General features: G+C 67.0%; 23 protein-coding genes and 1 tRNA gene. 19 read left to right on the top strand and 5 right to left on the bottom strand.

What is annotated here, in order from left to right; translation table 11 throughout:
* Window positions 1–106: 106 nt before the first annotated feature.
* The 14 genes from MLG87_RS02595 to MLG87_RS02530 all read left to right on the top strand — a co-directional run bounded on the left by MLG87_RS02595 (window position 107) and on the right by MLG87_RS02530 (window position 12,768).
* Complete coding sequence (locus MLG87_RS02595; RefSeq protein ID WP_243293658.1) at window positions 107–589, top strand: LSm family protein; 483 nt, start codon at window positions 107–109, stop codon at window positions 587–589.
* Between the two features lie 27 nt (window positions 590–616).
* Window positions 617–1,765, top strand: a complete 1,149-nt coding sequence (locus MLG87_RS02590) for a PdxA family dehydrogenase (RefSeq protein ID WP_243293657.1) — start codon at window positions 617–619, stop codon at window positions 1,763–1,765.
* Window positions 1,762–2,466, top strand: coding sequence for an aminotransferase class IV (locus MLG87_RS02585; RefSeq protein ID WP_243293656.1), 705 nt, complete (start codon window positions 1,762–1,764; stop codon window positions 2,464–2,466). Before MLG87_RS02590 ends, MLG87_RS02585 begins: the two co-directional genes overlap by 4 nt.
* Before the next feature lie 8 nt (window positions 2,467–2,474).
* Complete coding sequence (locus MLG87_RS02580) at window positions 2,475–4,451, top strand: PAS domain-containing protein (RefSeq protein WP_243293655.1); 1,977 nt, start codon at window positions 2,475–2,477, stop codon at window positions 4,449–4,451.
* Window positions 4,452–4,488: 37 nt separating this feature from the next.
* The gene (gene glmU, locus MLG87_RS02575; protein ID WP_243293654.1) at window positions 4,489–5,874 is read left to right on the top strand and encodes a bifunctional UDP-N-acetylglucosamine diphosphorylase/glucosamine-1-phosphate N-acetyltransferase GlmU; all 1,386 of its coding nucleotides are present in this window, start codon (window positions 4,489–4,491) and stop codon (window positions 5,872–5,874) included.
* Window positions 5,875–5,908: 34 nt separating this feature from the next.
* A complete protein-coding gene (locus tag MLG87_RS02570; RefSeq protein WP_243286216.1) occupies window positions 5,909–6,685 on the top strand; it encodes an MlaE family ABC transporter permease in 777 nt (258 codons plus the stop codon).
* A 4-nt stretch (window positions 6,686–6,689) separates the two neighbouring features.
* Entirely contained in the window at window positions 6,690–7,481 is a 792-nt protein-coding gene (locus MLG87_RS02565) for an ABC transporter ATP-binding protein (RefSeq protein ID WP_243293653.1), read from the top strand.
* A complete protein-coding gene (locus tag MLG87_RS02560) occupies window positions 7,478–8,944 on the top strand; it encodes an MlaD family protein (protein ID WP_243293652.1) in 1,467 nt (488 codons plus the stop codon). Before MLG87_RS02565 ends, MLG87_RS02560 begins: the two co-directional genes overlap by 4 nt.
* The gene (locus tag MLG87_RS02555; protein WP_243293651.1) at window positions 8,941–9,729 is read left to right on the top strand and encodes a DUF116 domain-containing protein; all 789 of its coding nucleotides are present in this window, start codon (window positions 8,941–8,943) and stop codon (window positions 9,727–9,729) included. The genes MLG87_RS02560 and MLG87_RS02555 overlap by 4 nt, the downstream gene beginning before the upstream one ends.
* Window positions 9,726–10,628 (top strand): UbiA family prenyltransferase, encoded by a 903-nt coding sequence (locus tag MLG87_RS02550; RefSeq protein ID WP_243293650.1) that lies wholly within the window; start codon window positions 9,726–9,728, stop codon window positions 10,626–10,628. Before MLG87_RS02555 ends, MLG87_RS02550 begins: the two co-directional genes overlap by 4 nt.
* 81 nt (window positions 10,629–10,709) lie before the next feature.
* Entirely contained in the window at window positions 10,710–11,546 is an 837-nt protein-coding gene (locus MLG87_RS02545; protein WP_243293649.1) for a serine hydrolase, read from the top strand.
* Window positions 11,547–11,550: 4 nt separating this feature from the next.
* Complete coding sequence (locus MLG87_RS02540; RefSeq protein WP_243293648.1) at window positions 11,551–12,216, top strand: purine nucleoside phosphorylase YfiH/LACC1 family protein; 666 nt, start codon at window positions 11,551–11,553, stop codon at window positions 12,214–12,216.
* A 53-nt stretch (window positions 12,217–12,269) separates the two neighbouring features.
* Entirely contained in the window at window positions 12,270–12,629 is a 360-nt protein-coding gene (locus tag MLG87_RS02535) for a SpoVG family protein (protein WP_243293647.1), read from the top strand.
* A 64-nt stretch (window positions 12,630–12,693) separates the two neighbouring features.
* Window positions 12,694–12,768, top strand: a tRNA-Gln gene (locus MLG87_RS02530).
* Window positions 12,769–12,924: 156 nt separating this feature from the next.
* Here MLG87_RS02530 and MLG87_RS02525 read toward each other — a convergent pair.
* From MLG87_RS02525 to MLG87_RS02515, 3 genes are all read right to left on the bottom strand, one after another.
* Entirely contained in the window at window positions 12,925–13,446 is a 522-nt protein-coding gene (locus tag MLG87_RS02525) for a hypothetical protein (RefSeq protein WP_243293646.1), read from the bottom strand.
* 262 nt (window positions 13,447–13,708) lie between these two features.
* On the bottom strand, window positions 13,709–14,752 hold the full coding sequence (locus tag MLG87_RS02520) for a RelA/SpoT domain-containing protein (RefSeq protein ID WP_243293645.1): 1,044 nt from the start codon (window positions 14,750–14,752) through the stop codon (window positions 13,709–13,711).
* Between the two features lie 239 nt (window positions 14,753–14,991).
* Complete coding sequence (locus MLG87_RS02515; RefSeq protein ID WP_243293644.1) at window positions 14,992–16,893, bottom strand: serine/threonine-protein kinase; 1,902 nt, start codon at window positions 16,891–16,893, stop codon at window positions 14,992–14,994.
* Between the two features lie 125 nt (window positions 16,894–17,018).
* Here MLG87_RS02515 and MLG87_RS02510 point away from each other — a divergent pair, with 125 nt between their 5' ends.
* The 5 genes from MLG87_RS02510 to MLG87_RS02480 all read left to right on the top strand — a co-directional run bounded on the left by MLG87_RS02510 (window position 17,019) and on the right by MLG87_RS02480 (window position 21,322).
* Entirely contained in the window at window positions 17,019–18,545 is a 1,527-nt protein-coding gene (locus tag MLG87_RS02510) for a cellulose synthase family protein (RefSeq protein ID WP_243293643.1), read from the top strand.
* A gap of 96 nt (window positions 18,546–18,641) precedes the next feature.
* Complete coding sequence (locus MLG87_RS02505) at window positions 18,642–19,493, top strand: PHP domain-containing protein (RefSeq protein WP_243293642.1); 852 nt, start codon at window positions 18,642–18,644, stop codon at window positions 19,491–19,493.
* 31 nt (window positions 19,494–19,524) lie between these two features.
* Complete coding sequence (locus MLG87_RS02500) at window positions 19,525–19,923, top strand: response regulator (protein WP_243286229.1); 399 nt, start codon at window positions 19,525–19,527, stop codon at window positions 19,921–19,923.
* Window positions 19,923–20,756: a tRNA pseudouridine synthase A gene (locus MLG87_RS16010; protein WP_279341045.1), complete on the top strand. Its 834-nt coding sequence runs from the start codon at window positions 19,923–19,925 to the stop codon at window positions 20,754–20,756. The genes MLG87_RS02500 and MLG87_RS16010 overlap by 1 nt, the downstream gene beginning before the upstream one ends.
* 8 nt (window positions 20,757–20,764) lie before the next feature.
* Entirely contained in the window at window positions 20,765–21,322 is a 558-nt protein-coding gene (locus tag MLG87_RS02480) for an HD domain-containing protein (RefSeq protein WP_243293641.1), read from the top strand.
* A 3-nt stretch (window positions 21,323–21,325) separates the two neighbouring features.
* Here the strand turns inward: MLG87_RS02480 and MLG87_RS02475 are convergent, their stop codons facing one another.
* The gene (locus MLG87_RS02475) at window positions 21,326–22,552 is read right to left on the bottom strand and encodes a CapA family protein (RefSeq protein WP_243293640.1); all 1,227 of its coding nucleotides are present in this window, start codon (window positions 22,550–22,552) and stop codon (window positions 21,326–21,328) included.
* Window positions 22,552–23,430: a radical SAM protein gene (locus MLG87_RS02470; RefSeq protein ID WP_243293639.1), complete on the bottom strand. Its 879-nt coding sequence runs from the start codon at window positions 23,428–23,430 to the stop codon at window positions 22,552–22,554. The genes MLG87_RS02475 and MLG87_RS02470 overlap by 1 nt, the downstream gene beginning before the upstream one ends.
* Between the last annotated feature and the right edge of the window lie 3 nt (window positions 23,431–23,433).

The following is a 23,433-nucleotide window of genomic DNA, read 5'->3' as shown; positions in this document are numbered from 1 at the left end:
TTTTGGATCCTGCCTTTGCGCAGGCACCGCCCAGGCTTGAGAAGGAATGGCCACACGCCAATGCCTTTGACATCCCCCCGCACCGCCCACCGGGCCAGGATCTGCCATGAATCGGAAGCTCATCCGACCGAACCTCACCGAACTCAAGGATAAATTGGGCATCCCCGCCAAGGGGGGAGGCGGGGAGGTCATGACGCCGGTACCGCCTCCCATCACGGCGGGCGGAGAGCCGAATCCGGCGGTCAACCCAGCGGCGGCCACCGCACCCCAGGGGCTGGGGAGTCCCCGGCGCAGGATCGCGCCACCCGAACAGACCAACGCCGAGAGCTTCTACTACCTCAAGCAGATGCAGTCCAAGACGCCGATGGTGATCGTGCTCCAGGACGACGAGAAGGTGCGTGGCGTCATCGAGTGGTACGACAAGCACTGCCTGAAGATCAATCGGGTGAAAGAACCCAATGTCCTGGTGCCCAAGCACAACATCAAGTACATCTACAAGCAGGAGGAGGAACCCCGGATCCGCCGCAGCCGCCCTGCCAAGAAGGAGGAGTCGCTGAACGCGGAGGTGGAGATCCCCGCCTACGACTGAGGATGGGAGCGCCCGACCGGGACCACCATGAGCCGCCCACCGCACATCGCCATCACCTTGGGGGATCCCTGCGGCATCGGACCCGAGCTGCTGTTGAGATCGCTGCCGACCCTGCGCTCCTGGGGGGACGTGACGGTGGTGGGCTCCCGTGCCGGCGTGGACCTGCTCCAGGGCACCGAGGGCAGGCGCGCCTTCTGGCAGTGGACGGACGCCCCCGCCCCCGCTCCGGAAGGTTTTCTGGGAACGGCCTGCGGCCTCGAGGTGGGCGATCCGAGCGGGTCGGCCACCGCCCTCTGGCTGGATCCCACCCCTGAGATCCGCGCGGATCGCCTGAAGCTGGGCCGCGGCTCTGCCGCCTCAGGCCGGGCCACCGTGGAAGCCATCCGGTGGGCTGCGGGCATGGCCCTGTCCGGCCGTGTGGATGCCCTGACAACCCTGCCCATGGCCAAGTCCGCGGCGCACCTCGCCGGATACCCCATCCCCGGCCACACGGAGTTCCTGCAGACGTTGGCTGGCGCGCCCATCGTCCGCATGGCCTTCGTCAGCCCCCGCCTGTCCGTCGTGCTGCACACGGTTCACCAGAGTCTGCGCTCCGTGGTGGAGGATCTGGACGCGGAAACCGTGGCCGAGACCCTGGCCTTCTCGGCAAGCCAGTTCATCCGCCTCACGGGGAATCCGGACCTCCGTGTGGCCCTCTGCGCTCTCAACCCGCATGCAGGAGAGGCTGGCGCTTTCGGAGATGAGGAAGGCCTGCTGGCTGAAGCCCGCGACCGGGCCGAGGCCGCCTTCCGCAAGGCGGGTCCCGCGGGGCCCTTCGCCGACCTGCCGTCCCCGTTCCCGAGGGATCCGAAAGCCGCCTCGACGCCTCGGTTCTCGGGCCCCCTGCCCTCGGACAGCCTGTTCCACCGCGCCGTGTCGGGCGAGTTCGACCTCGTGGTGGCGCTGTACCACGATCAGGGGCTCATCCCCATCAAGCTGCTGGAGCCCGCCCGGGCCGTGAATCTCACCTTGGGATTGCCCTACATCCGGACGAGCCCCGACCACGGCACCGCCTTCGACAAGGCGGGCAAGTGGATGGCGGATCCCAGGAATTTCCTCGAGGCCGCCGCGCTGGGCGTACGGCTCGCCGGGCGGGCCCGCCAGGAACCCTGGGCCGCCCAGGTGGTCGCTTCTTGAGCCCGGCCCTGCGAGCCGAATTCGGGCCGGGCGCCACGCTGTCCGGCGTGGATGTCCATGCCGGCGCGGTCCCCCGCACCGCCCTACCCGTGCGCCACGGATCACCCCAGCACCTGGACGCCCATATGGACCGCCTGCAGGCCGGGGCTGGCGCCCTGGGCCGATCCCCCGTGTGGCTGGACGATGCCGCCGGGGAGCTCCGCCGGTGGCTGGAGCGCCATGCCGCTCCGGAGGCGGCCCTGCGGCTGGAACTCCACCTGGACCTCAACCTCCTGGATGCACGGCTGGAGCCTCTTCCCCAGGCCACCGCGCCGTACCGACTCGCGCCCATGCCGCATCCCATGGGGGATCTGCGGCCTGATCCGCTGGCGCTCCACAAGGGGCTCTCCGGCCCCTGGCGGCCCCAGGTGCTTTCCGAAGCCTGGCGACGGGGCGCGGAGGATGCGCTGCTGCTGTGGCCGGACGGCACCCTGGCTGAAAGCGCCATCGCCACCGTCGCCTTGGAGCGTGAGGAATTCCTGATCCTGCCGCCGATCGAAGGTCGCGTGGCCAGCGTGGCGGAGCGCATGGACCTCCCCCGCTGGACGGAGGAGCGGGGCTGGCGCGTGCAGCGCGCTCCCATCACCCTCGATGATTGCGCTGGAGGGCAGCTCTGGTGCCTGAACGCCCTCCGCGGTCTCTGGCCCGCCACGCTCCTCTGATGCACACCATGGATTTCGCGGACCTGATTTCCGCCCTCCTGCTGCCCCTTCCGCCCTGGCTCGGGTTCTGGATCTTCCGCCGCAGGGGACGCGTGGGGCTCAGCTACGGCTACTTCCTGGGCGGGATCCTCGCGGTGCTGGCCCAGCCTTGGGCCTACCTCACCGGCCTACCCCTGCCGGCGGCCCAGCTCGGCGCCGCCCTGTTCGGATTCACCCTTTTCCTTCAGGCCCAACGGGAGGGTGTCCAAGGGGTGAGGCGCCTGGCCGTGGGGGTCGGCGGAGCGAGCCTCTTCCTCGCCCTGTTCCTCGCCAGGCTCCACCTGCCTTGGCAGGAGGTCGTGAGGTTCTGGATCGGCGCGGCCTTCGAAGCCCTGCTCTGGCTGGTCCTTTCGGACCTGGCCTACCGGTGGACACACGGTCGCCAACTGGAGCTGCGGATGCCCCTGGTGGGGGCCGCCACCCTGGGCGCAGGCGCGCTGGCCCAGCTCCTGCTGCCGCCGGGCGCGCCGCGGTTCTCCTGGCCATCGGCCCTCCTCGCGGGGCTGCTTCTTGGCCTGGTCGCCCTCCAGCAGCTGCAGTGGCTGCGGGAGCAGGGAGCCTGGGTGGAGGGACGGGGCCAGGGACTCCGCATGGCCCTGGCCCTGATCGAGAAATCGGGCCCTGCGGAACTCCCCGGGTTGGCCCTGGGGCTCGATCCCCGCCAGCCCATGTGGCTGGTGGACGACCAGGGCCGCGTCCTCGAATCCAATGGCCCGTTCAGCCAGTTGGTGGGGCTGCCCCGCGATCAGCTGCGCGGCTACGTCATGGACGCGCTCTTCCAGGGAGGCGACCAGCCCGTCTGGCAGGCCATCCGGGACCAGCTCCTCCAATTCGGGAGCGCCTCCGTGGTGGCCACCCAGGTCAGCGAGGACGGGACCTTCAGTGAAGTCCTGCTGGAAGCCACAGCCTTCGATCGCGGCATGGGCCTCGTGTGGATCGCCCATTCCGCCGCCGGGGCATTGACCCTGCAGTCTGGCGGGGCGCTCCGCGCCAGCGGCGACGAGGATCGCCGCAGGCTTGGCGCCAATGCCCTCCTGGCCCTCTCCGCAGCCTCGGACCGCCTGCTGGCCGACGCTCCCGACGGGGTTCTCCGCGAAGCCGCCGGGCGGGTGAAGGAGGCCTCCTGCCGCCTGTACCCGCCCCCAGCCGCACGCGGCCAGGTGGAAGGCCGGCCCGCGCTGGAGAACCTGCTTCCCGGCCTGCGGAAGGTCCTGCCACCGGGCCGGAGCCTGGACCTGCGCGCCGCGCCCCTCTCCCTGGCCGTGGCGCCGGAGTCCCTGAAGCGCATCGCGACCCAGCTGCTGCTCCATGCCCGCGACCGCACGGGACGGGAGGACCTGGTCCTGATGCTGGAGGCCGCGGACCTGGGAGGCCACGCCTTCGGCCTGCTCCATGCGGAAACCGCGGGAGAAGCCGGGGGCTGGTCCCGCGAGCTGTTCGGTCTGGGCTGGCTGCGGGAATCCGTGCTGGAGGCCGGGGGGATGCTGGAGCTGGAGCGGGACCATCAGGCGGGAGTCCGCCCGAGGGTGTACCTTCCCGCCGTCACGTCGGTACGCCCGCTGAACGGCCCCATGCTGGCCGGGCGAATGCTCTGGATCGTGGACGGCGACCCACTGGCCCGGAGCGCGCTGGCCGACCTCGTGCACCTTCTGGGAGGGCGATCGGAGAGCTTCGAGGATCTGCCGCACCTCCTGAGGGGAAGCCGAGGGCAGCCGCAGCCCGACGCCCTGATCCTGGAGCGCACCCCGAAGCTTGAGCGCTTCCACCGGGCCCTCCGCGCCTTCCAGAAACAGCCCATCCCCAGTCTGGTGATCGGCATGGGCCAGCCGCTGCCCATGGATCCCGGCTCCCTGGGCCTGCGCCGGATCGCATTCCTGGAGAAGCCATTCGAGTCCGCAGCCTTCGCCAAGTCCGTGCTGGCGCTGCTGAGGGCCCCGACCGAGTGAACCTTGTGGCTGTTGTAGGCTGGAGACTGGAGGCGGTATGTCGACGGTGGCGGTGATCCTGGCAGCGGGGCTTGGAACCCGCATGAAATCACGGTTTCCCAAGGTACTGCATCCGATCCTGGGTGACCCTTCCCTCCTCTGGGCCCTGCGGACGCTGCCGCCCGACCTGGGCGGGGCGATCGTGGTGGTCCACCACGGCAAGGAGCTGGTGCTGGGCGCGCTCGAAGCCTGGCGGAAGGCCGGCCTGCTGCCCTGTCCCGTCACGGCCGTGGACCAGGGTGAACCCCTGGGCACCGGTCACGCCCTGCAGGTCTGCATCCCCGATCTCGACCGGCTCGGCGCCTCCAAGGCGGTCATCCTCTGCGGCGATGTCCCCCTCACGTCTCCTGCCACCGTGACTCGGCTCTGCTCCGCGGAGGCCCTACTGCTGGCCATGGACATGCAGACCCCGGGCTCGTACGGCCGGGTGATCCAGCATCCGGACGGCCGCCTGGCGGCCATGGTGGAAGCCAAGGACGCCACACCCGAGCAGCTGGCGGTGCAACGCGTGAACGGGGGCGCCTATGCCCTCCCCTGGCCCGCCCTGAGGAAGGCCCTCCAGGGTCTGACCAACCACAACGCCCAGAAGGAGTACTACCTCACGGATGCCGTGGCGGCCGTGGCCCGGGAGCTCCCCGTGGCCGTGGAGGTCTGCGATCCCGAGGAGCTGGCGGGCATGAACTCGCGGCAGGATCAGGCCACCCTTCAGGCCGCGGCCCAGCGGCGCATCCAGCGGCACTGGATGGCCGAGGGGGTGACCTTCCTCCATCCCGACAGCACACTGGTCGGCCCGCGGGTGGTCCTTTCGCGCGACGTCCTGTTGGAACCCGGCGTCCGCATGGAGGGAGCGGTGCGCGTCGGCGAGGGCTGCCGCATCGGCCAGGGGACCGTGATCTCGGACTCCGTGCTGGGCGAAGGCGTGGAGGTCCGGCCCTACTGCGTCATCGAGCAAGCCATCGTGGGGGCCGGCGCCAAGGTGGGGCCCTTCGCCCGGCTGCGCGAGGGGACCGACCTGGCTGAGAACGTCCACGTCGGGAATTTCGTGGAGACCAAGAAGGCGAAGCTGCATCGCGGCGCCAAGGCCAACCACCTCGCCTACCTCGGCGATGCGGAGATCGGCGAGGGCACCAACATCGGCGCGGGCGTCATCACCTGCAACTACGATGGCGTGAACAAGCACCGGACCGTCATCGGCGACCGCGTGTTCGTGGGATCAGACACCCAGCTGGTGGCTCCCGTGACCATCGGCGATGGCGCCCTCATCGGAGCGGGCAGCACCATCACCCGCGACGTGCCGGCGGATGCCCTGGCCCTGAGCCGGACGGCCCAGACGGAAAAAGAAGGCGGCGCGTCAAAACTCCGCGCCCGGCAGAAGAAGGGCTGACTCGGGTAAGCTGGTTCTTTGCCCCCGGAGCCCCATGGTTCTGACCTTCATCGACAAGACCGGTGCCAGCGTCCTCAGCGCGCTCGATACCGCCGGGGACTTCGCCACGCTGGCGGGACGGACCTTCGTGGCCATCTTCAAGCGGCCTTTCGACGGCAAGAACCTGCTGAACCAGTTCCAGGCCGTGGGTGTCCACTCCCTGCCGGTCGTGATCCTCACGAGTGTCGCGGTGAGCATGGTGTTCGCGGTGCAGCTGGCCTTCGGCTTCCGCCAGTTCCAGGCCGAGGGCTTGGCCGCGCAGGTGGAGGGCCTGGCCATCGTCCGCGAGCTCGGCCCGGTGATCACGGGCCTCATGCTCTCGGGCCGCATCGGCTCGGCCATGGCCGCGGAGCTGGGCACCATGCAGGTGACCGAGCAGATCGACGCGCTGGAGTGCCTGGCGACGGATCCCATCCACTACCTCTTCGTCCCGCGGTTCCTGGCCTCCATCGTGGTGGTCCCCCTCCTGACGGTGATCTCCATCTACGTCGGCTTCTGGGGCGGCTACATGATCCTGGTCGGCGTGGAAGGCCAGAGCGCCTTCGTCTACAGCCATGAGTTCTACAAGCTGCTGGCCTTCCGGGACCTTCGCATCGCGCTCTACAAGGCCCTGGTGTTCGGCATGATCATCGCCCTCGTGGGCTGCTGGAAGGGCTACCGCACGCAAGGCGGCGCCGAAGGGGTGGGCAACGCTCCCACCAGCAGCGTGGTGACCAGCTCGCTGTGGATCCTGATCTCCGACTTTTTCCTTACCAAGCTCCTGCTGGTGTGACGGCATGGCCCTGATCGATGTCGTCAACCTGTCCAAGGCTTTCGGTCCGAAGGTCGTGCTGTCCAATGTGAACCTGCAGGTGCAGGAGGGCGAAAGCCTGGTGGTGCTGGGCGGTTCGGGCACCGGCAAGACGGTACTGCTGCGCAACATCATGGGCCTGCTCACGCCGGATTCGGGCCATGTGGCCATCGAGGGCAAGATCATCGCCCAGCTCAAGCGGGAAGAGCTCTTCAAGGTCCGCCAGAGCATCGGCATGTGCTTCCAGATGGCCGCGCTCTTCGATTCCATGACCGTCTTCGAGAACGTGGCCTTCGGCCTCCGCCGGCACCTCAGCATCAGCGAGGAGGAGGTCCGGTCCCGCGTGGATGAATGCCTCTCCATGGTGGGCATGAAGGGCACCGACAAGCTGAAGCCCGCGGAGCTCTCCGGCGGCATGAAGCGGCGCGTGGGCTTCGCCAGGGCCATCGCCCTCAAGCCCAAGATCCTCCTCTTCGACGAGCCGACCACGGGGCTGGATCCCGTGATGACCGACGTCATCGGCCGCGTGATCCTCGACCTCAAGCACGAGCTGGGCGTCACCACCATCACCATCACCCACGACCTCAAGTCCGCCTTCGAGATCGCCGACCGCATCGCCCTGCTCTTCCGGGGCGAATGCATCGCCTGCGAGCCGCCGGAAGCCTTCAAGGCGAACCCGCATCCCGTCATCCAGCAGTTCCTGCGGGGGGACGCGGACGGCCCGTTCCTTCAAGACCCGCCCCCGCCCAAGCGCAAATCCCAGGAGGCCCATCCATGAAGCCCGAAACCAAGGTCGGCCTCTTCTTCACGGGCGCCATCGTTCTTCTGGCGGTGCTGGTCTTCCGCTCCGAGAAGCTGGAGATCGGCGGCAAGAAGAACCAGTCCGAGCGGTTCACCTACTTCGACTCGGTGGCGGGCCTGAATGTCCAGAGCGCCGTGCGCATCGCCGGCGTGAAGGTGGGCGATGTCCGCACCATCGCCCTCGAGAACGGCAAGGCGCGCGTGGTGGTGGGCCTGGACCCTTCCGTGCCGGTCTATGCGGACGCCTTCGTGTCGCTGGGCTCCATCGGCATCCTGGGCGAGAAGTTCATCGATCTGGACGCGGGCCACAGCGCCAAGGGCCCCTTTCCCCAGGACCAGCCCCTGCCCAGCAAGGCGGGCGTCAGCCTCGACAACCTCATGGAGACCCTCTCCGAGATCGGCAAGAACGTGAAGGGCGTCACCCAGGCCCTGAACGAATCCATCGGCGGCGAGCAGGGCCGGGAGAAGATCGACGAGATCGTGGACAACATCCGCGTGCTGACCGCCGAGTTCCGGTCCATGGCGCAGGAGAACCACAGCGCCATCAACAACACCATGGGCAATGTCGAAGCCATCACCGCCGACCTGCGGGACAAGCTGCCCAAGCTGGCCCAGCAGTTCGAGACCGTGGGCAAGAACCTCAACGCCATCCTCGAGGAGAACCGGCCGGAACTGAAGGGCGTGATGACGGATGTCCGCAAGCTGGCCCAGAGCTTCCAGGGCACGGCGGACAACCTGAAGGTCCTCACCGACCGCATCAACAACGGCCAGGGCACCATCGGCAAGCTTCTGAACGACGACACCACCATCAAGAAGATCAACGAGGCCGTCGACAACGTGAACGGCCTGCTGGGCGGATTCAACAAGATGGAGTTCCGCCTCGACATGGACGCGGCCCAGTGGGACAAGCGCAACGACAGCCGCGTGGCCCTCGGCCTCGAGATCGCGCCCAAGCCGGACTACTGGTACGCGCTGGGCTTCGCCTCCACGCCTGACGGGAAGCTGAGTGAAAGCACCCGCACCGTGACTCAGCTCGACCCCGTCACGGGTCTGCCCGTCACCGTCCTCGAGAAGACCAGGTCCGTCACGACGGACCAGAGCTTCACCGTGTCCGCCCAGTTCGCCAAGCGCCTGGGCGCGGCCGTCTTCTCCGCCGGCATCGTGGAGGGCAAGGGTGGCGGCGGCATCGAGCTCCGCACCCTGGACAACGATCGCCTGCGGCTCGGCGTCCTGGCCTACGACTTCACCAAGCGCCCAGAGAAGCCGAATCCACGCTACCGCTTCACCACCAGCTACCAGTTCTGGAAGGGCGCCTACGTCCAGGCCGGCGTCCAGGACATCGGCAACAAGGATCTCCGCACGGTCTTCTTCGGCGGCGGCCTCCGCTGGAAGGATGACGATCTCAAGAAGATCATCGGCCTGGCCGGAGCCTCCAAGTGAAGGAAGCCCGCGCCCTGCCCCAGCCCGGCACCCTGCCGGACGAACGGGGCGCGCTCTTCCTCTGGATCCGGCGGGGCCTGCCCACGGCCGTCTCGGTCGTGGCGTTCGCGGTGGCGGCCCTCCATTCGGCCGGCCGCGGATGGTGGCTGCTGGCGGGTGTGGCCGCCCTCGCCGCGGCCTGGCCCAGTTTCCTCCGGGGCGAAGCCCTCCTCCGGAACGGGGCGGCGATCCGCCGGCAGGACAGCATCTGGGCCCACGCCTTCAGGCCCATCGCCCGCTGGTTCGGGCAGGAGGATGCCTGGATCCTCTCCTACTGCGGCTACAACAACCAGCAGGTCCGCGAGGCCTTCAGCGCGCACCGGGCCAGGCGGGCCCTCATCCTCCTTCCCCACTGCATCCAGATGGCCCGCTGCAAGGCCGGCATCCTCGATGATCTCGAGGCCTGCTACGACTGCGGCCTGTGCCCGGTGGGCGACTACATGAACCTGGTGCTGACGAACCGCTGGGAGGGCCGCATCACCAACCGCAGCCACAAGGCCTACCGCGAGGCGCGGGAATACCGGCCTGATCTGGTGGTGGCCGTGAGCTGCACGGACCGGCTGCTCAAAGGCCTCACGAAAATGCCCGAGATCCCCTGCTATGTGATCTCCCTGTCCCTGCCCCATGGCATGTGCGTGGACACGGACTTCAGCGTGCCCCACCTGCTGGCGGCCATGGAGACCCTGGTGGAGCCCCGGCGTCCCTCGGGCGAAGTCCAGGCCCTGCGGCGCGAAGGCATCGCGTGACGGCAGGAGCCCGCGGCTTCCCCATCCGGGCCTTCTTCCAGCGCCTCCTGGGCCCCAGGGCCATGGCCTATGTGCTGCACCTGCGGCCCCTGGAGTGGCCCATCATGACGGCCCACTTCCTGTTGGGCACCCTGCTGGCCACTGGCTGGGCCCTGAAAGCCGCGCCCACCCTGCTGGGATGGCTCGTCTTCGTCGCCCTGCTCAACGGCGGCACCCTGGCCATCAACAGCGCCTTCGACCAGGACGAAGGCGACATCGGCTACCTGAAGGCGCCGCCGAAGCCCCCCGAGCACCTCCTGGCCTTCTCGTCCGCCCTGCTGGCTGCCTCCGCCCTCCTGGGCTTCCTCCTGCCGCGGCCCTTCGCCCTGATCAACCTCGCCTGCGTGGTCATGAGCGTCCTGTATTCCGTGCCCCCGATCCGCCTGAAGGCCCGGGCCGGCTGGGACCTGCTCATCAACTGCATCGGATTCGGCCTGTTCACGCCCCTGGCGGGCTGGGCCATCACGGGGCGGCCCTTCGATGCGGCCATCCTATGGGCCTCCTGGGGTTTCGCCTTCCTCTTCGCCACCCTCTACCCCATGACCCAGATCTACCAGGTGGCGGAGGACACCCGCCGGGGCGACCGCACCCTGGTGATCCGGGTGGGCGTGGGGCGAAGCCTCGCCCTGGCCCTGGTCGCCGCCCTGGTGGCTCACCTGCTCTTCGGCGCCGCGGTCATGGCCCTGGGACGTCACCTCTGGCCCCTCGGGATCTCCCTGGCCGCCTGGCTGGCCGTGCTCCTGCCCTGGCTGGCCGGCTGGCGCGCCTGGAGCGACCACCGGCACGAAACTGGCATGTACTGGGGCCTGGGTGCCTGGGCGGTGACCGACCTCAGCCTTTTGATCCTGCTCTGGCCCTGACCATTTTCACTGAAGGAATCGACCATTCGATCCAGTAGACTAGGAACGAGTGACGACAATCGTTATCTTCATGGAGCAGGCATGGGATTCAAACGGGGAATCCAGAGGCTGGGAATCTTGTGCTTCGTGGGCCTCACCGCCCTGCAAGCGGCCTCCCGCCCCCAGACCAAGCTGTCGCTCAAGTCGGCCTCGGCGCTGGTGCTGGACCAGACCACCGGCCAGGCCCTGATCGAGAAGCAGGCCGGGGCCATCCAGCCCATCGCCTCGCTCACCAAGCTCATGACGGCCATGGTCCTGCTGGACGCCCGGCTGGATCCCCAGGAGATGCTCACCATCACCCGGGATGACATGGACATGCTGCGCCACAGCAAGTCACGCCTGCCCGTGGGCACCCACCTGCCCCGGGAGCAGGCCCTGCTCCTGGCCCTGTTGGCCTCCGAGAACCGCGCCGCCCACGCCCTCGGCCGCACCTTCCCCGGCGGCCTCTCCGCCTTCGTCGAGGCCATGAACGCCAAGGCCAAGACCCTTGGCCTTGAGGCCGCCCGCTTCGAGGATCCGACAGGCCTCTCCGCCGGCAATGTGGCGACCGCCCACGATCTGGCCCGCATCATGGAAGCGGCCTACCGCTATCCCGAAATCCGCGACTTCACCACCCGACCCGAAACTACCATCCAGTCGGGCCGCCGCAGCATCCAGTTCCCGAACACCAACGCCCTGGTGCGCAGCCCCCGCTGGACCATCGGCCTCTCCAAGACCGGCTACATCGAGGAGGCCGGCCGCTGCCTGGTCATGCAGGCCATGCTGGCCAACCGCCCGGTGCTCATCGTTCTGCTGGATTCCTGGGGCAAGTACTCGCGGCTGGGTGACGCCAACCGCATCAAGTCGTGGCTGGAAGCCAGGCTCGGCTCCAAGGGCTGAGGCCTTGCTCGTCCCATCCGTCCAGCCTCCCTTCCCGTTGAGCTGGGGATTCTCCACCCGCCTCGATCCCCCGGAGGCCCTGCCCTCCCGGCGCCTGAACCAGGTGCATCGCTGCGGCATCGTGGAAGCCGCGGATGCGGTCGTCGAGGGCGATGGCCTCTGGACCACCACGCCCGGTGTCCGCATCGGAGTGCGCGTGGCCGACTGCGTGCCCGTGCTGCTGGCGGGGCCGTTGGCGGACGGAACGCCGTGGGCGGCCGCCCTGCACGCGGGCTGGCGGGGCGCCACGGGCCATGGAGACCCCGGACCCGGCGGCGGCATCCTGCGCCGCGGCACGGCACGCTACCGCGCCCTGGGAGGGCACCCGGCCGACCTCGTCTGGGCCTTCGGTCCGGCCATCCTGGCCTGCCACTTCGAAGTGGGCGACGAAGTCGTCGAAGCCGCCCGGCAGGACACCGCCTGGCACGAGGCCCTGCGCAGCGAAGGCCCTCCCGGCAAGGCCCACCTCGACCTGCACGGGTTCCTGCGCGCCCAGGCCCTGGATCTCGGATTGGACCCCGCGAAGGAGGGCAGCGTGGCCCTCTGCACCGTGTGCCGCCCCGACCTGCTCTATTCCTACCGCCGCGGCGAGACCACCGGCCGCCAGTGGGGCTGGGTCGAGATCGGCTAACCTGGAGATCGGCTCCGCCCCTGAGGACGGAGGCCGAGGACCCGGGGACCGCCATGCTCAACATCACCGACATCCGCATCACCAAGGTGGAAGGCGACGACAAGCTGCGGGCCTTCGCGGCCCTGGTCATCGACGACTGTTTCCTGGTGGGCGACCTGCGGGTGGTGGAAGGCGAGGACGGCTACTTCGTGGCCATGCCCAGCCGCCGCAAGCGGGACGGCAGCTTCAAGGACATCGCCTATCCCCTGAACAACCCCCTCCGCGAGCAGATCGAGGAGAAGGTGCTGCTGGCCTATGAGACCGCCACCGGTCACCGCGCCCTCAGCCGCCTCGAGCGCGGCGAAGCCGCCCAGGTGCGCCCCGACCTTCTGAGCGTCGAGGAATTCGGCTTTACCCCCAAGACCAGCTCCTGAGGCCGCGCTCCGGACCTGAGGGCTTGGGCGGGACGCGAACCCGCGCTATGCTTGCCTTTCCGCCTGGGGAGTAGCCAAGTGGTAAGGCAGCAGGTTTTGATCCTGCGTACCGAGGGTTCGAATCCTTCCTCCCCAACCAATGCTGTCCGGGGGTCCCGCGCTTCGCGCATACCCCCGGGCCCCCGCGTGAAAGCCCGGCAGAGCCGGGCTTTCACTTGCACCCCTGCCGAGGTCGCAGCCAGCCCTGCGGCCTCCACGTCACCCGCAGGGTGACGTGGAGGGAATCCTTCCTCCCCTAGGCCGCGTCGTGGGGCCCGACCGGAGGGTGGAAGGACCGTGAATCGGTCCAGGCTTTGATGAGATGGGGCTTGGCGTGCTGGTACCAGTAGCGGATCAGGTCGATCCGCCGGCGGTCGGATTCACCGGCCAGGAAGGCCCCGTCGGCCATGGCGAAGGAGGCATCGACGCCCGGGCCCAGGACATGGAAGCGGGAAGCCCCGCGTTCATCCAGCCCGATCGCGATCCGCAGGCCGCTCACGGCGCCCGCGGTGCCCTGTCCGGCCAACAGCAATGGTTCCGCCCCGTCGAAGAACACGCACACGCCGCTGTTCAGCACGGTGGCGAGGTGCTCCTCGAACGCCTCGAAGCTGGAGAGCTCCTGCAGCCGATCCAACCGGAGAACCTGGCGGGCATCGTGTGCCGCGGCTCCGGCCAGAGGGACCTGCCACCCCGCCCGCTTCGGCCTGAGCCATGGGGCGTAGGTCGCCACGCGCGCGGGCGCCGGATGCGGCTGAAGGTCGCTGGAAAGGAATGGCATACGGGATGAGCTCCTCGCGGGACCCACCCATGAAACCGGACCTGAGGTCGGCCAGCAGCAGAAACCGCCGAACGGTCGTTTCTGGGGGCCGAATGGTTGAATCGGCGTCGATCATGACAAACGGCCAGATGATGCTACGGCAACGAAGGAAGGCAACCGGACCCGTCTGCACCGAGTCGGCGAACGGGTCCAGGGGAGCGAAATGCTGAGAGAATGCGTGGGGCCGAGTTGATCGAATGGCTAGGTCGCACTAGTGGGCATGTCATTTCGAAGCAATTGATGAAACTCTAGTAATTAAGTTTAAAAATTCGTGCGTATCAAGAAAGTAATTTGGATAGGCACGCTTTAGTGAAGTGATAGAATCTGCAGCCACCAAGACAACTTGAGTCTTTGAGCCTTCAATGGCCTTTTTCTCTTCAGTAAGATAATCTTCCGTTGCCTCTTGAAGGCGTTCTTTTGAGTAAGGACGATAGAAAACTGTCTTGTTCTTTGGATCTAAGACCAAGAGATAATAACTGCCCTTTAATTTGGTATTACTCAATGTGTTTACGGCTGAGCTGAATGTAGTAAGTTGGTCAAAGACGGATAACTCAATCGCACGTTTCGCTGTCAGTTTATAGGTATCGATTGCTGACAATTGCTCGTAGCCTGGTACTGGATTACAACCTTCCAGGTGAGCGAAGGCGGAACCCGCCAGAGAGAAAAACGAAAGCCATTCTTCTGGACCCTCGCTCGATTTTAAAGAATGATCAATAAAGGTGCCGAGAGTCTCCACAGCTGTGGCCCAAGCATGCTGGACTTTAGTCCTAATTTGAAGTTCTAATCGTAAGCCATTATAGTCAATAATATCATTTTTATAGTATCTATAAATCAAATGTACACTCCTGTACCCTGAAATTTTAGGTGAATTAATATAATCTTTTTCGCCAGATAATTTATGCAGAAAATTTGTTTGCTTATAATTGTCATATAAAGCTCGAACTTGCTTGAGTGTTTTTACGACTGCCCTAAGGCCACCAATATCCTGCATTCTCAACAAATCCATTCCTGATTCTCGTTCTAGTTTTGCGACAATGGATGGGGTTCGTTTGAGACGACGAGCAACGAGCGCTGAAGAATCGATGGATTTCAACTTCTGCCTAAGCGTTGCCTGAAATGTATTGATGGGATAATAATGCGCGGCTCGAAAATTACTCAACACAGTTAATGCCCACCAAAGGTCCTCACGCCTTGATGAAGGATCCCTTAGAATATTTCCAGCCCTTGTGATCTCACCCTTTGAAAATTCTAGTTTTGCATATGCCATTTGAGCACCTAGAAGTAGCAGATGATGAGTTTTATCTAAATTATGATAATTGGTTAAATAAATATTGGAGAAATAATTTTATTTATAGATAAATATAAATGTAGAGGAGCGGAAAACAGGAAAGACTGTATTCAGTAATCTCTATGACCCAAATTGGGTGTGGATGATTGGAGCTAGAAAATAGCAATAGCAATTGAAAGAATCCGAAAAGACGCGCGACCCACCTTCCGGACCTCATCTCACAACGGGAACCTCAACCCCTTATCTCCCCGCACCTCCACGGTCTCGCTCTTGGTGCCTTTGGGGCCTCGGACGGTGACGGTGTGGCGGCCTTCGGCGAGCTTGACGCCGCTGCCGTCGCTTTCGATGCCGGTGTCCTGACCGTCCACAAGGACTTTGCCGGTGCCGGGGAAGGTCTCGACGGTGAGGGTCGCGAGGGCGGGCAGGTTCAGGGGCAGGGTCTGGCCGGCGGTGACGCTGAGGTTCCGGCTGTCCTTGAAGTAGTGCCGGGCGCTGGTCAGTTCCACCTTGTGGGCACCGGGAGGCAGGGGCAGCTTGGCACCGGGGGCGAGATCGCCCATGTCCTTGCCATCCACCTTCACGCGCACACCGAAGGCGCCCGCCAGCTTGAGGGTTCCGGGGGCATTGGGGTCCAGGGCCGGCTCCTGGCGTGTGTCGGCGGTGGTGGCCTCCTTCAATTCGAAGGCACGGCCGGCCGGGACCTCGCCGGGGGCGAAGTCCGAGGCGAAGCCCAGCTGCTCCTTGGTGAGAGTCAGGCGGTGGGGCTGGCCCTGGTTCCAGCGCACCTTGAGGGGCGTCACGCCCTCCTGGGCCTTCTCATCCAGCACCACCGTGGCCCCGGGCGGCACGGAATCGATGACCTCCTCGGTGATGATGGGCTCCAGGGGGAAGACCGGCGGGGCCTCGCCGGGCTTGAAGGCATAGGTCAGGGGCCGGAAGCCCTTGAGCTCGATCCGCAGGGTGTCGCCCGCCTGGAGGGGCTGGTTCATGGGCGTGGCGCCCACAGCCAGGTCGTTCACGAAGACCTTGGCGCCCGTGGGCTGGGAATTGATCTGGAGGCGGGCGGCCTTCGGGCCCCGGAACAGGAACCAGCCACCCACGGCCAGGATGGCCACGGCGGCCGCGGCGATCCAGATCCGGCCGGTACCGCGGGGCTCGGGACGGGCCACCACCATGGTCTCGTCGTAGGCGGTGGAGCGGATCGCGGGTATGGGCGCCTCGCCGTTCATCTTGAGGATGCCCAGGAGCTCGCGGCGGTCCTCCTTGGCGATGTCCGTCACGGCGTCCAGCAGGTCGCGCACGAAGGCCGTGCAGGTGGGGTGGCGGTCCTCGGGGCGCTTGGACAGCACCTTGTCGAAGACCCGGTGCCACCCGTCGGGCAGGACGCCCAGCACCGGCGGCTGAACCTCCGCGGGCGGCTCGTTGACGATGCGGTAGAGGATGGTGTTGATGGAGGTGCCGGGGAACGGGGACTGGCCGCTCATCAGCTCGAAGACCAGCACGCCGAAGCTGAAGATGTCCGAGCGGCTGTCCACCTTGCCTTCGCGGATCTGCTCAGGGCTGGCGTAGCTGGGCGTGCCGAGGAAGGTGCCCGTCTGGGTGAGGCTGGCGTCCTCGCGCTTGGCGATGCCGAAGTCCATGAGCTTGGTGCGACCGTCCTCGCCCACCATGACGTTCCCGGGTTTCACGTCCCGGTGGACGATGGCCTTGGCATGGGCGTGGTCCAGCGCTTCGGCGATGCCCGCGGCGATGCGGAGCTTCTCCTTGTTCGGCAGCGGGCCGCCCTCCTTCATCAGCCCGTCCAGGGGCTTGCCGGGCACGTACTCCATGGCCAGGAAGGGCCCGTAGCCCTCCTCTTCGCCCACGTCGTAGATGGCCACGATGCCGGGGTGGTTCAGCAGGCCGGACACCTCGGCCTCGCGCTGGAAGCGCATCAGGTGCTCGTGCTGGTCGGCTTCGGTCCGCACCGCATCCAGCTTCATGAGCTTGATGGCCACCTTCCGTTTGATGCGGGGATCCTCGGCGAGCACCACGCTGCCCATGGCCCCGGAACCCAGGAGGCGGAGCACCTGATAGCGACCGATGGTCCTGGGGAGGTTCAAGTTGTCGAGGTCGGCCATGCCAGCATCCTATCGGACGGATCGGAAATGGAGTGGTAGATTGTCATGTTTTTCGTGGTTTTTCCGACTCTCCATGGCACAATTACGGCAGGCCCGCGACCCCCGGGCCCCTGGAGGCCCATTCCGTGCTGGAAGTCGTCAAGACCATCGTGCTCGGCACCTACTTCACCCTGCTCACCATCCTCAGCATCTACGGCGCGCACCGCCTCTGGATGCTGCTGCTCTACTACCGCCACAAGAAGGACGTGCCGCAGCCCGTGGGCGACGCGACCTACCTGCCGGTGGTCACCGTGCAGCTGGCGGTGTTCAACGAGATGAACGTCATCGAGCGCCTCATGGACCACGTCGTGAAGATGGACTGGCCCAAGGAGAAGCTCGAGATCCAGGTGCTGGACGACTCCACGGACGAGACCGTCAAGGTGGCCAGCGCCGTGGTGGACCGCTACAAGGCCCTGGGCTTCGACATCCACTACCTGCACCGCACGGACCGCACGGGCTTCAAGGCCGGCGCCCTCTCGGAAGGCCTCAAGGTCGCCAAGGGCGAGCTGGTGGCCATGTTCGACGCGGACTTCCTGCCCACGGAGGACTTCCTCCGCAAGGCCGTGCCCCACTTCGCCGACGGGAAGGTGGCCTTCGTCCAGGGCTGCTGGGCCCACCTGAACCGCGAGTTCTCCCTCCTGACCCAGGTGCAGGCCATCCTGCTCGACGGCCACTTCGTCTTCGAGCACACGGCCCGCCACCGGTCCCATGCCTTCTTCAACTTCAGCGGCACCGCCGGCATGTGGCGCGTGTCCGCCATCGCCGACGCCGGCGGCTGGGAGCACGACACCATCACCGAGGACGCGGATCTGTCCTACCGCGCCCAGCTCAAGGGCTGGAAGGGCGTCTACCTCAAGGATCTCGTCGTCCCCGCCGAGCTGCCCGTGGAGGTCAACGCCTTCAAGAGCCAGCAGCACCGCTGGGCCAAGGGCAACGCCCAGGTCATCCGCAAGCTCATGAAGACCATCTGGAAGTCCGACGAGAGCCTGCACACCAAGCTGGAGTGCTGGTTCCACCTGACCGCCAACTGCAACTACATCCTGATGGTGATCCTCAGCATCATCATGGTGCCGAGCATGATCTTCCGGGCCGGGACCCCCATGCATGTCCTGCTGCTCACGGACGGCCCCTTCTTCCTGCTGAACGCGGTGAGCGTGGGCCTCTATTTCGGCCTCTCCCAGAAAGAGCTGACCGACAACACCGGCTGGAAGACCCGCCTCAAGTACATCCCCGGCCTCATGGGCCTGGGCATCGGCCTCGCCCTGAACCAGGCCAAGGCCGTGATGGAAGGATTCTTCACGGACGACAAGGAGTTCAAGCGCACCCCCAAGTACGGCGTGGACGCCAACGGCAAGTCCGTCACCAAGCGGGCCTACAAGGTGCCCAAGAGCCTGCTGACCTTCCTGGAACTGGGCTTCGCGGTCTACTACTTCGCCGCCCTCTTCGTGGCCATCTACATCCGCAAGTGGGCTTCGGTGCCCTTCCTCTGGCTCTTCTTCAGCGGCTTTGCCTACATGAGCATCCTGTCCCTGGCCGACGTGAAGCTGTTCCGCCGCCTGGCCATGGATGAGCCTGTGGACGAGGCCCAGAGCGCCTCGAACTTCGTCCAGTAGCGCAAGCTTTCGAGCTGGGGCCCTGCCCCGCCCCGGGTCCTCGTTCCGGTCCGTGCCGGAGGCGTCCCCGGGGCGAGCCCATCCACCAGGTACCCATTGATCGACCTCCACTGCCATACCCTCCACTCGGACGGCACTGATACGCCGGAGCGCCTGGCGCTGCTTGGCGAGGAGGCCGGGCTGAGGGCCCTCTGCCTCACGGACCACGACACCCTGGGCGGCATCCCGGAGTTCCTGGCCATGCAGCCGAAGGTGAAGGTGCGCCTCCTGGTGGGCACTGAGCTGAGCTGCCGCTTCCTGGGCCGTTCCCTGCACGTGCTGGGCCTCCTGGTGGATCCCGCCGACGCCCGGTTCCAGGGCCGCCTGGATGAGCTGCGGCTGCGCCGGGATGACCGCAATCGCCGCATGCTCGCCCGCCTGGCCGAGCTGGGCTGCCCCATCACCTACGAAGATGTCCGGGCCCAGGCCGAGACCCCCCTCATCTCCCGGGTCCATTTCGCCAAGGCCCTCGCGGCCCGGGGCTTCGTCAAGCGGGCGCCAGAGGCCTTCGAACGCCTCATCGGGGACGACTGCCCGGGCTTCGTACCCCGGGAAGAACTGAGCCCCGCGGAGGCGGCGCGCTGGATCCGGGAGGCCGGCGGCGTGCCCGTCGTGGCACACCCCGGCCGGTTCGCCGGCGGTTCCTTCCGCTGGGACGAGGCCATGAAGGACCTCCAGCGCGAGGGCATGGAGGGCCTGGAGGGCTACTACGGCGAATACCGGGCGGCGGAACAGAAGCACTTCGTGGCCTTGGCGGCGCGCCTGGGCATGGTGGTCACCGGCGGCAGCGACTACCACGGCGCCAACAAACCGGGCCTGCGCCTGGGCGCGGGCCGGGGCGGGCTCAAGGTGCCGGACAGCCTTCTGGACGACCTGGAAAGACAGCAAAAAGAGGGAACTTACCACTGATTGCCGATAGGCTGGTGCAAACGAGGCAGCCATGGCAGAGCGAATCCTCCTGGTGGAGGACGATCCGATCAACATCAAGTTCATCCAGACCGTGCTGATCAAGAAGGGCGGTTACGAGGTGCTGGTGTCGGAAGAGGTTGACGAGATCCTCCGGCTCGCCCGGGAGGCCGACCTGAAGGCCATCATCATGGACGTGAGCCTCTCCCGCTCGAGCTACCAGGGCCAGAAGGTGGACGGAATTTTCATCACCAAGCTGCTCAAGGGGGACGAGGCCACCCGCCGGATCCCCGTGCTGCTGGCCACCGCCCACGCCATGTTCGGAGACCGGGAAAAGTACCTGGAGCTGACGGGCGCGGAAGGCTACATCTCGAAGCCGATCCACGATCCCGCGGCCCTCATCGAGGCGGTGAAATCCGTCGCCGGAGCCTGATGGTGGCCGCGAAACCCGTTCCCTACACCGCATTCCGCCTGCTGGTGGAATACGATGGCAGCCGCTTCCACGGCTGGCAGAAGCAAGGCCCCAAGCAGGTGCGCGAAGGCGTCCGCACCGTGGCGGGCAGCCTGGAACACGCGATCCACGAGGCGGGCCTGCGGCTGGTCTACCTGGGCGGCGCCGGCCGCACGGATGCCGGCGTGCACGCCCTGGGCCAGGTCGCCCACCTGCACCTGGAGACCAAGGGCGCGCCGCGACCCGGCGAGCTGCGCAGGATCTTCGACGCCACCCTGCCCCAGGACATCGCCATCCGCGACGTCCGGTCCTGCGCGCCGCGCTTCCACGCCAGGTTCGACGCGGTCGACCGCACCTACCTCTACCAGATCAGCCGGCGGCGGAGCGCCTTCGGCAAGCCCTGGATCTGGTGGGTGAAGCGCAGCCTGGACCTGGACCGGCTGCGGAAGACCTGGACCGCCTTCGAGGGCGACCAGGACCTGGGCTCCTTCGCGGACCTGGATGCCGAGGAGGATGGGCTGAGCCGGATCCTCCGCTGCGAGGTCGCCGAATCCGGATCCCTCGTGCTGCTGCGGGTCCGCGCCACCCACTTCTTCCGCCGCCAGGTGCGGCGCATGGTCGGCGCCTCTGTGGCCTGCGCCCTGGGCGAAGAGGAACCCCGTCGGGTGCTGGAGGACCTCCATGCGCCCACCGAGGCGGCGAATCTGTACTGGGCGGCCAAGGCGGCTCCGGCCTCGGGGCTGTTCCTGGAGTCCGTGCGCTATCCCGGGGATCCCGAACCCGCGCCGCTCAGCCCGGCCATCCCCATCTACTGAGGCCTGCGATGCTCACCCGCGATGAAGCCTGGACCCTGCTCTGCCAATGGACGCCCTCCGAGAAGCTGCGGACCCATGCCCGGGCCGTGGAGCTGGTGATGCGCGACCTCGCGGAGAAGCTGGGAGAGGACGCCGGGCGCTTCGGCCTGGCGGGCCTGCTGCACGACGCGGACTACGACAGCTGGCCGGAGGAGCACCCCAAGCGCATCGTCGCCTGGCTCCGCGAGCGGGGCGAGACGGAGCTGGCCCACGCCATCAGCGCCCACTACACCCGCTGGAACGTCCCCTACGACCACCTGCTGGACAAGGCCCTGCTGGCCTCGGACGAGATCACGGGTTTCGTCATGGCCTGCGCCCTGGTGCGCCCCACCCGCACCGAGGGCCTGGAGCCGAAGAGCGTGAAGAAGAAGCTCAAGGACAAGGCCTTCGCCGCGGGCGTGGACCGCTTCGAGGTGGCCGAGGGCTTCCGCATGCTCCTGGAGGCCGTGGGAGGCACCGAGGAAGAGCACCTGGCCCGCATCATCGCTGTGCTGCACGAGAACCGGGCTGAACTGGGCCTGGCATAGCACCTAGCGGACGAACGCCTCGCCCAAGGTCTCGGTGATCCGCCGGCGCCGGAGGATGAGCGTCCGGAGGTATTCCTGCTTCTCCAGCAGCTCAGCCCGGCGGGCCTGGGCCTCCGGGCCCTCCTGAGGCGTCGAGAGGGCCTCCACCTCGGCCCGTGCCCGGGCCTCGGCCGCAGCCACGCGGATGACGCGGATCTCCCGCTTCGCGGCAGGGGCTCCCCAGTTGTTCTCGGTCCACAGAGGCTCGAAGGAGGCCTCCGACAGGGCCACATGCGTCCGCCCATCCAGGTCCCGGCGCTGCTCGAAGATGGCCTGGAGCGCCGCGCCGTCGCGGCTATCGCCCCCCGCCACGGGGAACAGGTCGGCCCGGTACATGCGGTCCTGGTTGCTGATGAAGTTGCCCAGGGAATAGGCCACCAGGGCCTTGCGACCGCCCGCCTCCAGGATTTCCGCGGGCTGCAGGACGTGGGGGTGGTGGCCCAGCACCAGGTCGCAGCCAGCTTCCACCAGCCGCCTGGCGATGTCCCGCTGGCGTTTGGTGGGCTGGCGCTGGTACTCGTTGCCCCAGTGGACGCTCACCACCACCAGGTCGGCGCGTGAGCGCGCCTCCCGCACGGCGGCCACGGCAGGTTCCAGGTCCAGGGGGCGCACCCAGGGTTCCGTGGCCTTGCGGTCGAGGTTCACATTGAAGATGTCCGTGAACCCCAGGAAGGCCACCTTCAGCCCCTGCCGTTCCACGATCTGGAGCGCCTCCGCCCTGGGCCGGTCCTCCCCGCTGCCCACCGCGAGCAGCTGCTCGGCCCGCAGGCGGTCCAGGGTCTCGCGAACGCCCTTCGCCCCCTGGTCGAAGGCATGGTTGTTGGCCGTGGAGAGCACGGTGAACCCGCTCGCCCGAAGGGCGCCCGGCAGGGCCGCCGGGGCATTGAACTGGAAGGGCACCCCAGGGCGGCCGGTGGTGGGCGCCACGGGCGTCTCCAGGTTGCCGAAGGCCAGGTCCGCGCCACGGAAGAGGGGCACGAGGTCCGCCCAGAGCGCCGGAAAGCCCTGCGGCGCATGCTCTGCCGAAGCCTTGACATCCTGGTGCATGAGGATGTCCCCCACGGCCACGAGGCGGAGGCGCGGCGGAGGTGGCGGTGGCGGTGGCGGGGCCGTGCGGCGGGAGCGGCAGCCCAGCAGGGTGCCCAGCCCCGCCGCCAGGATCGCGGCGGCGAATGGCCATCGGGGGCGCATCAGTCCCAGGCCTCCGGCCCGTAGTAGACCTCGATCGGCAGGCTGGGCAGCCGGGCGCCCACCTGCGCCGCGAGCTCGTCCATCCCCTGGCGGGACAGGGGGCGGGCCTCGGCTTCCGGCGTGGGCCGGGCCACCGTGTAGAGCTGGATGGCTCGGAGCCGGCCGCCCTGGGCCAGGATGGCCTCCAGCCGGTCGCAGTAGGCCGCCACCTCGGCGGCGGAGGGCCCCTGCCCCTTCCAGCTGAGGAAGAGGGTCTGGATGAGGATGGGCCAGCGCCGGGCCGTGGCCAGGAGGTTGTCGAGGATCTTCTGGAAGGGCACCTGGCTGCGGCAGATCTCGCGGTAGAAGGCCTCGGTGCCTGCATCGAGCTTGGCCCAGATCTCGCCCTGGTTCGCCATGAGCGTCTCCAGGCCCTTCACCACCTCCGGGGCCTGCAGGCGGCTCGAATCCGTGATGAGCACGAGCTTCACCAGGTCGAGGCCGCGCTGTTTCTTGAGAGTGGCGACCCTCGTCACCACCTCGGCGAACTCGCGGGCCGTGGTGGGCTCGCCGTCGCCGCTGAAGGCGATGTCGTTGAGTCGCCGCTGCTCCGGGCGGGCCGAATCGAAGGGTGGAATGTCATAGATCTCGCCGCTGGTGGCCAGGTCCAGCAGCAGGCCCAGCTCCTTGTCCAGCAGGTCCAGGTCCAGATCTTTCCGTTTGGCGGGCGTGAGCCGGTCCACCTCGCAGTAGACGCAATCGAAGTTGCAGACCTTGTCCGGGTTCAGGTTCACGCCCAGGCTCACCCCGCGGCTCCGCCGTGAAATCACGGGATAGCAATAGTCGAAATCCCGCCAGACGCGGCGGTGATCCAGATGGGCCTTGATGAGATCCGTCATGCC

Origin of the sequence: Geothrix mesophila, assembly GCF_022808835.1 — a bacterium.
Lineage (GTDB): Bacteria > Acidobacteriota > Holophagae > Holophagales > Holophagaceae > Geothrix > Geothrix paludis.
This window is presented reverse-complemented; position numbering and strand designations above follow the sequence as displayed.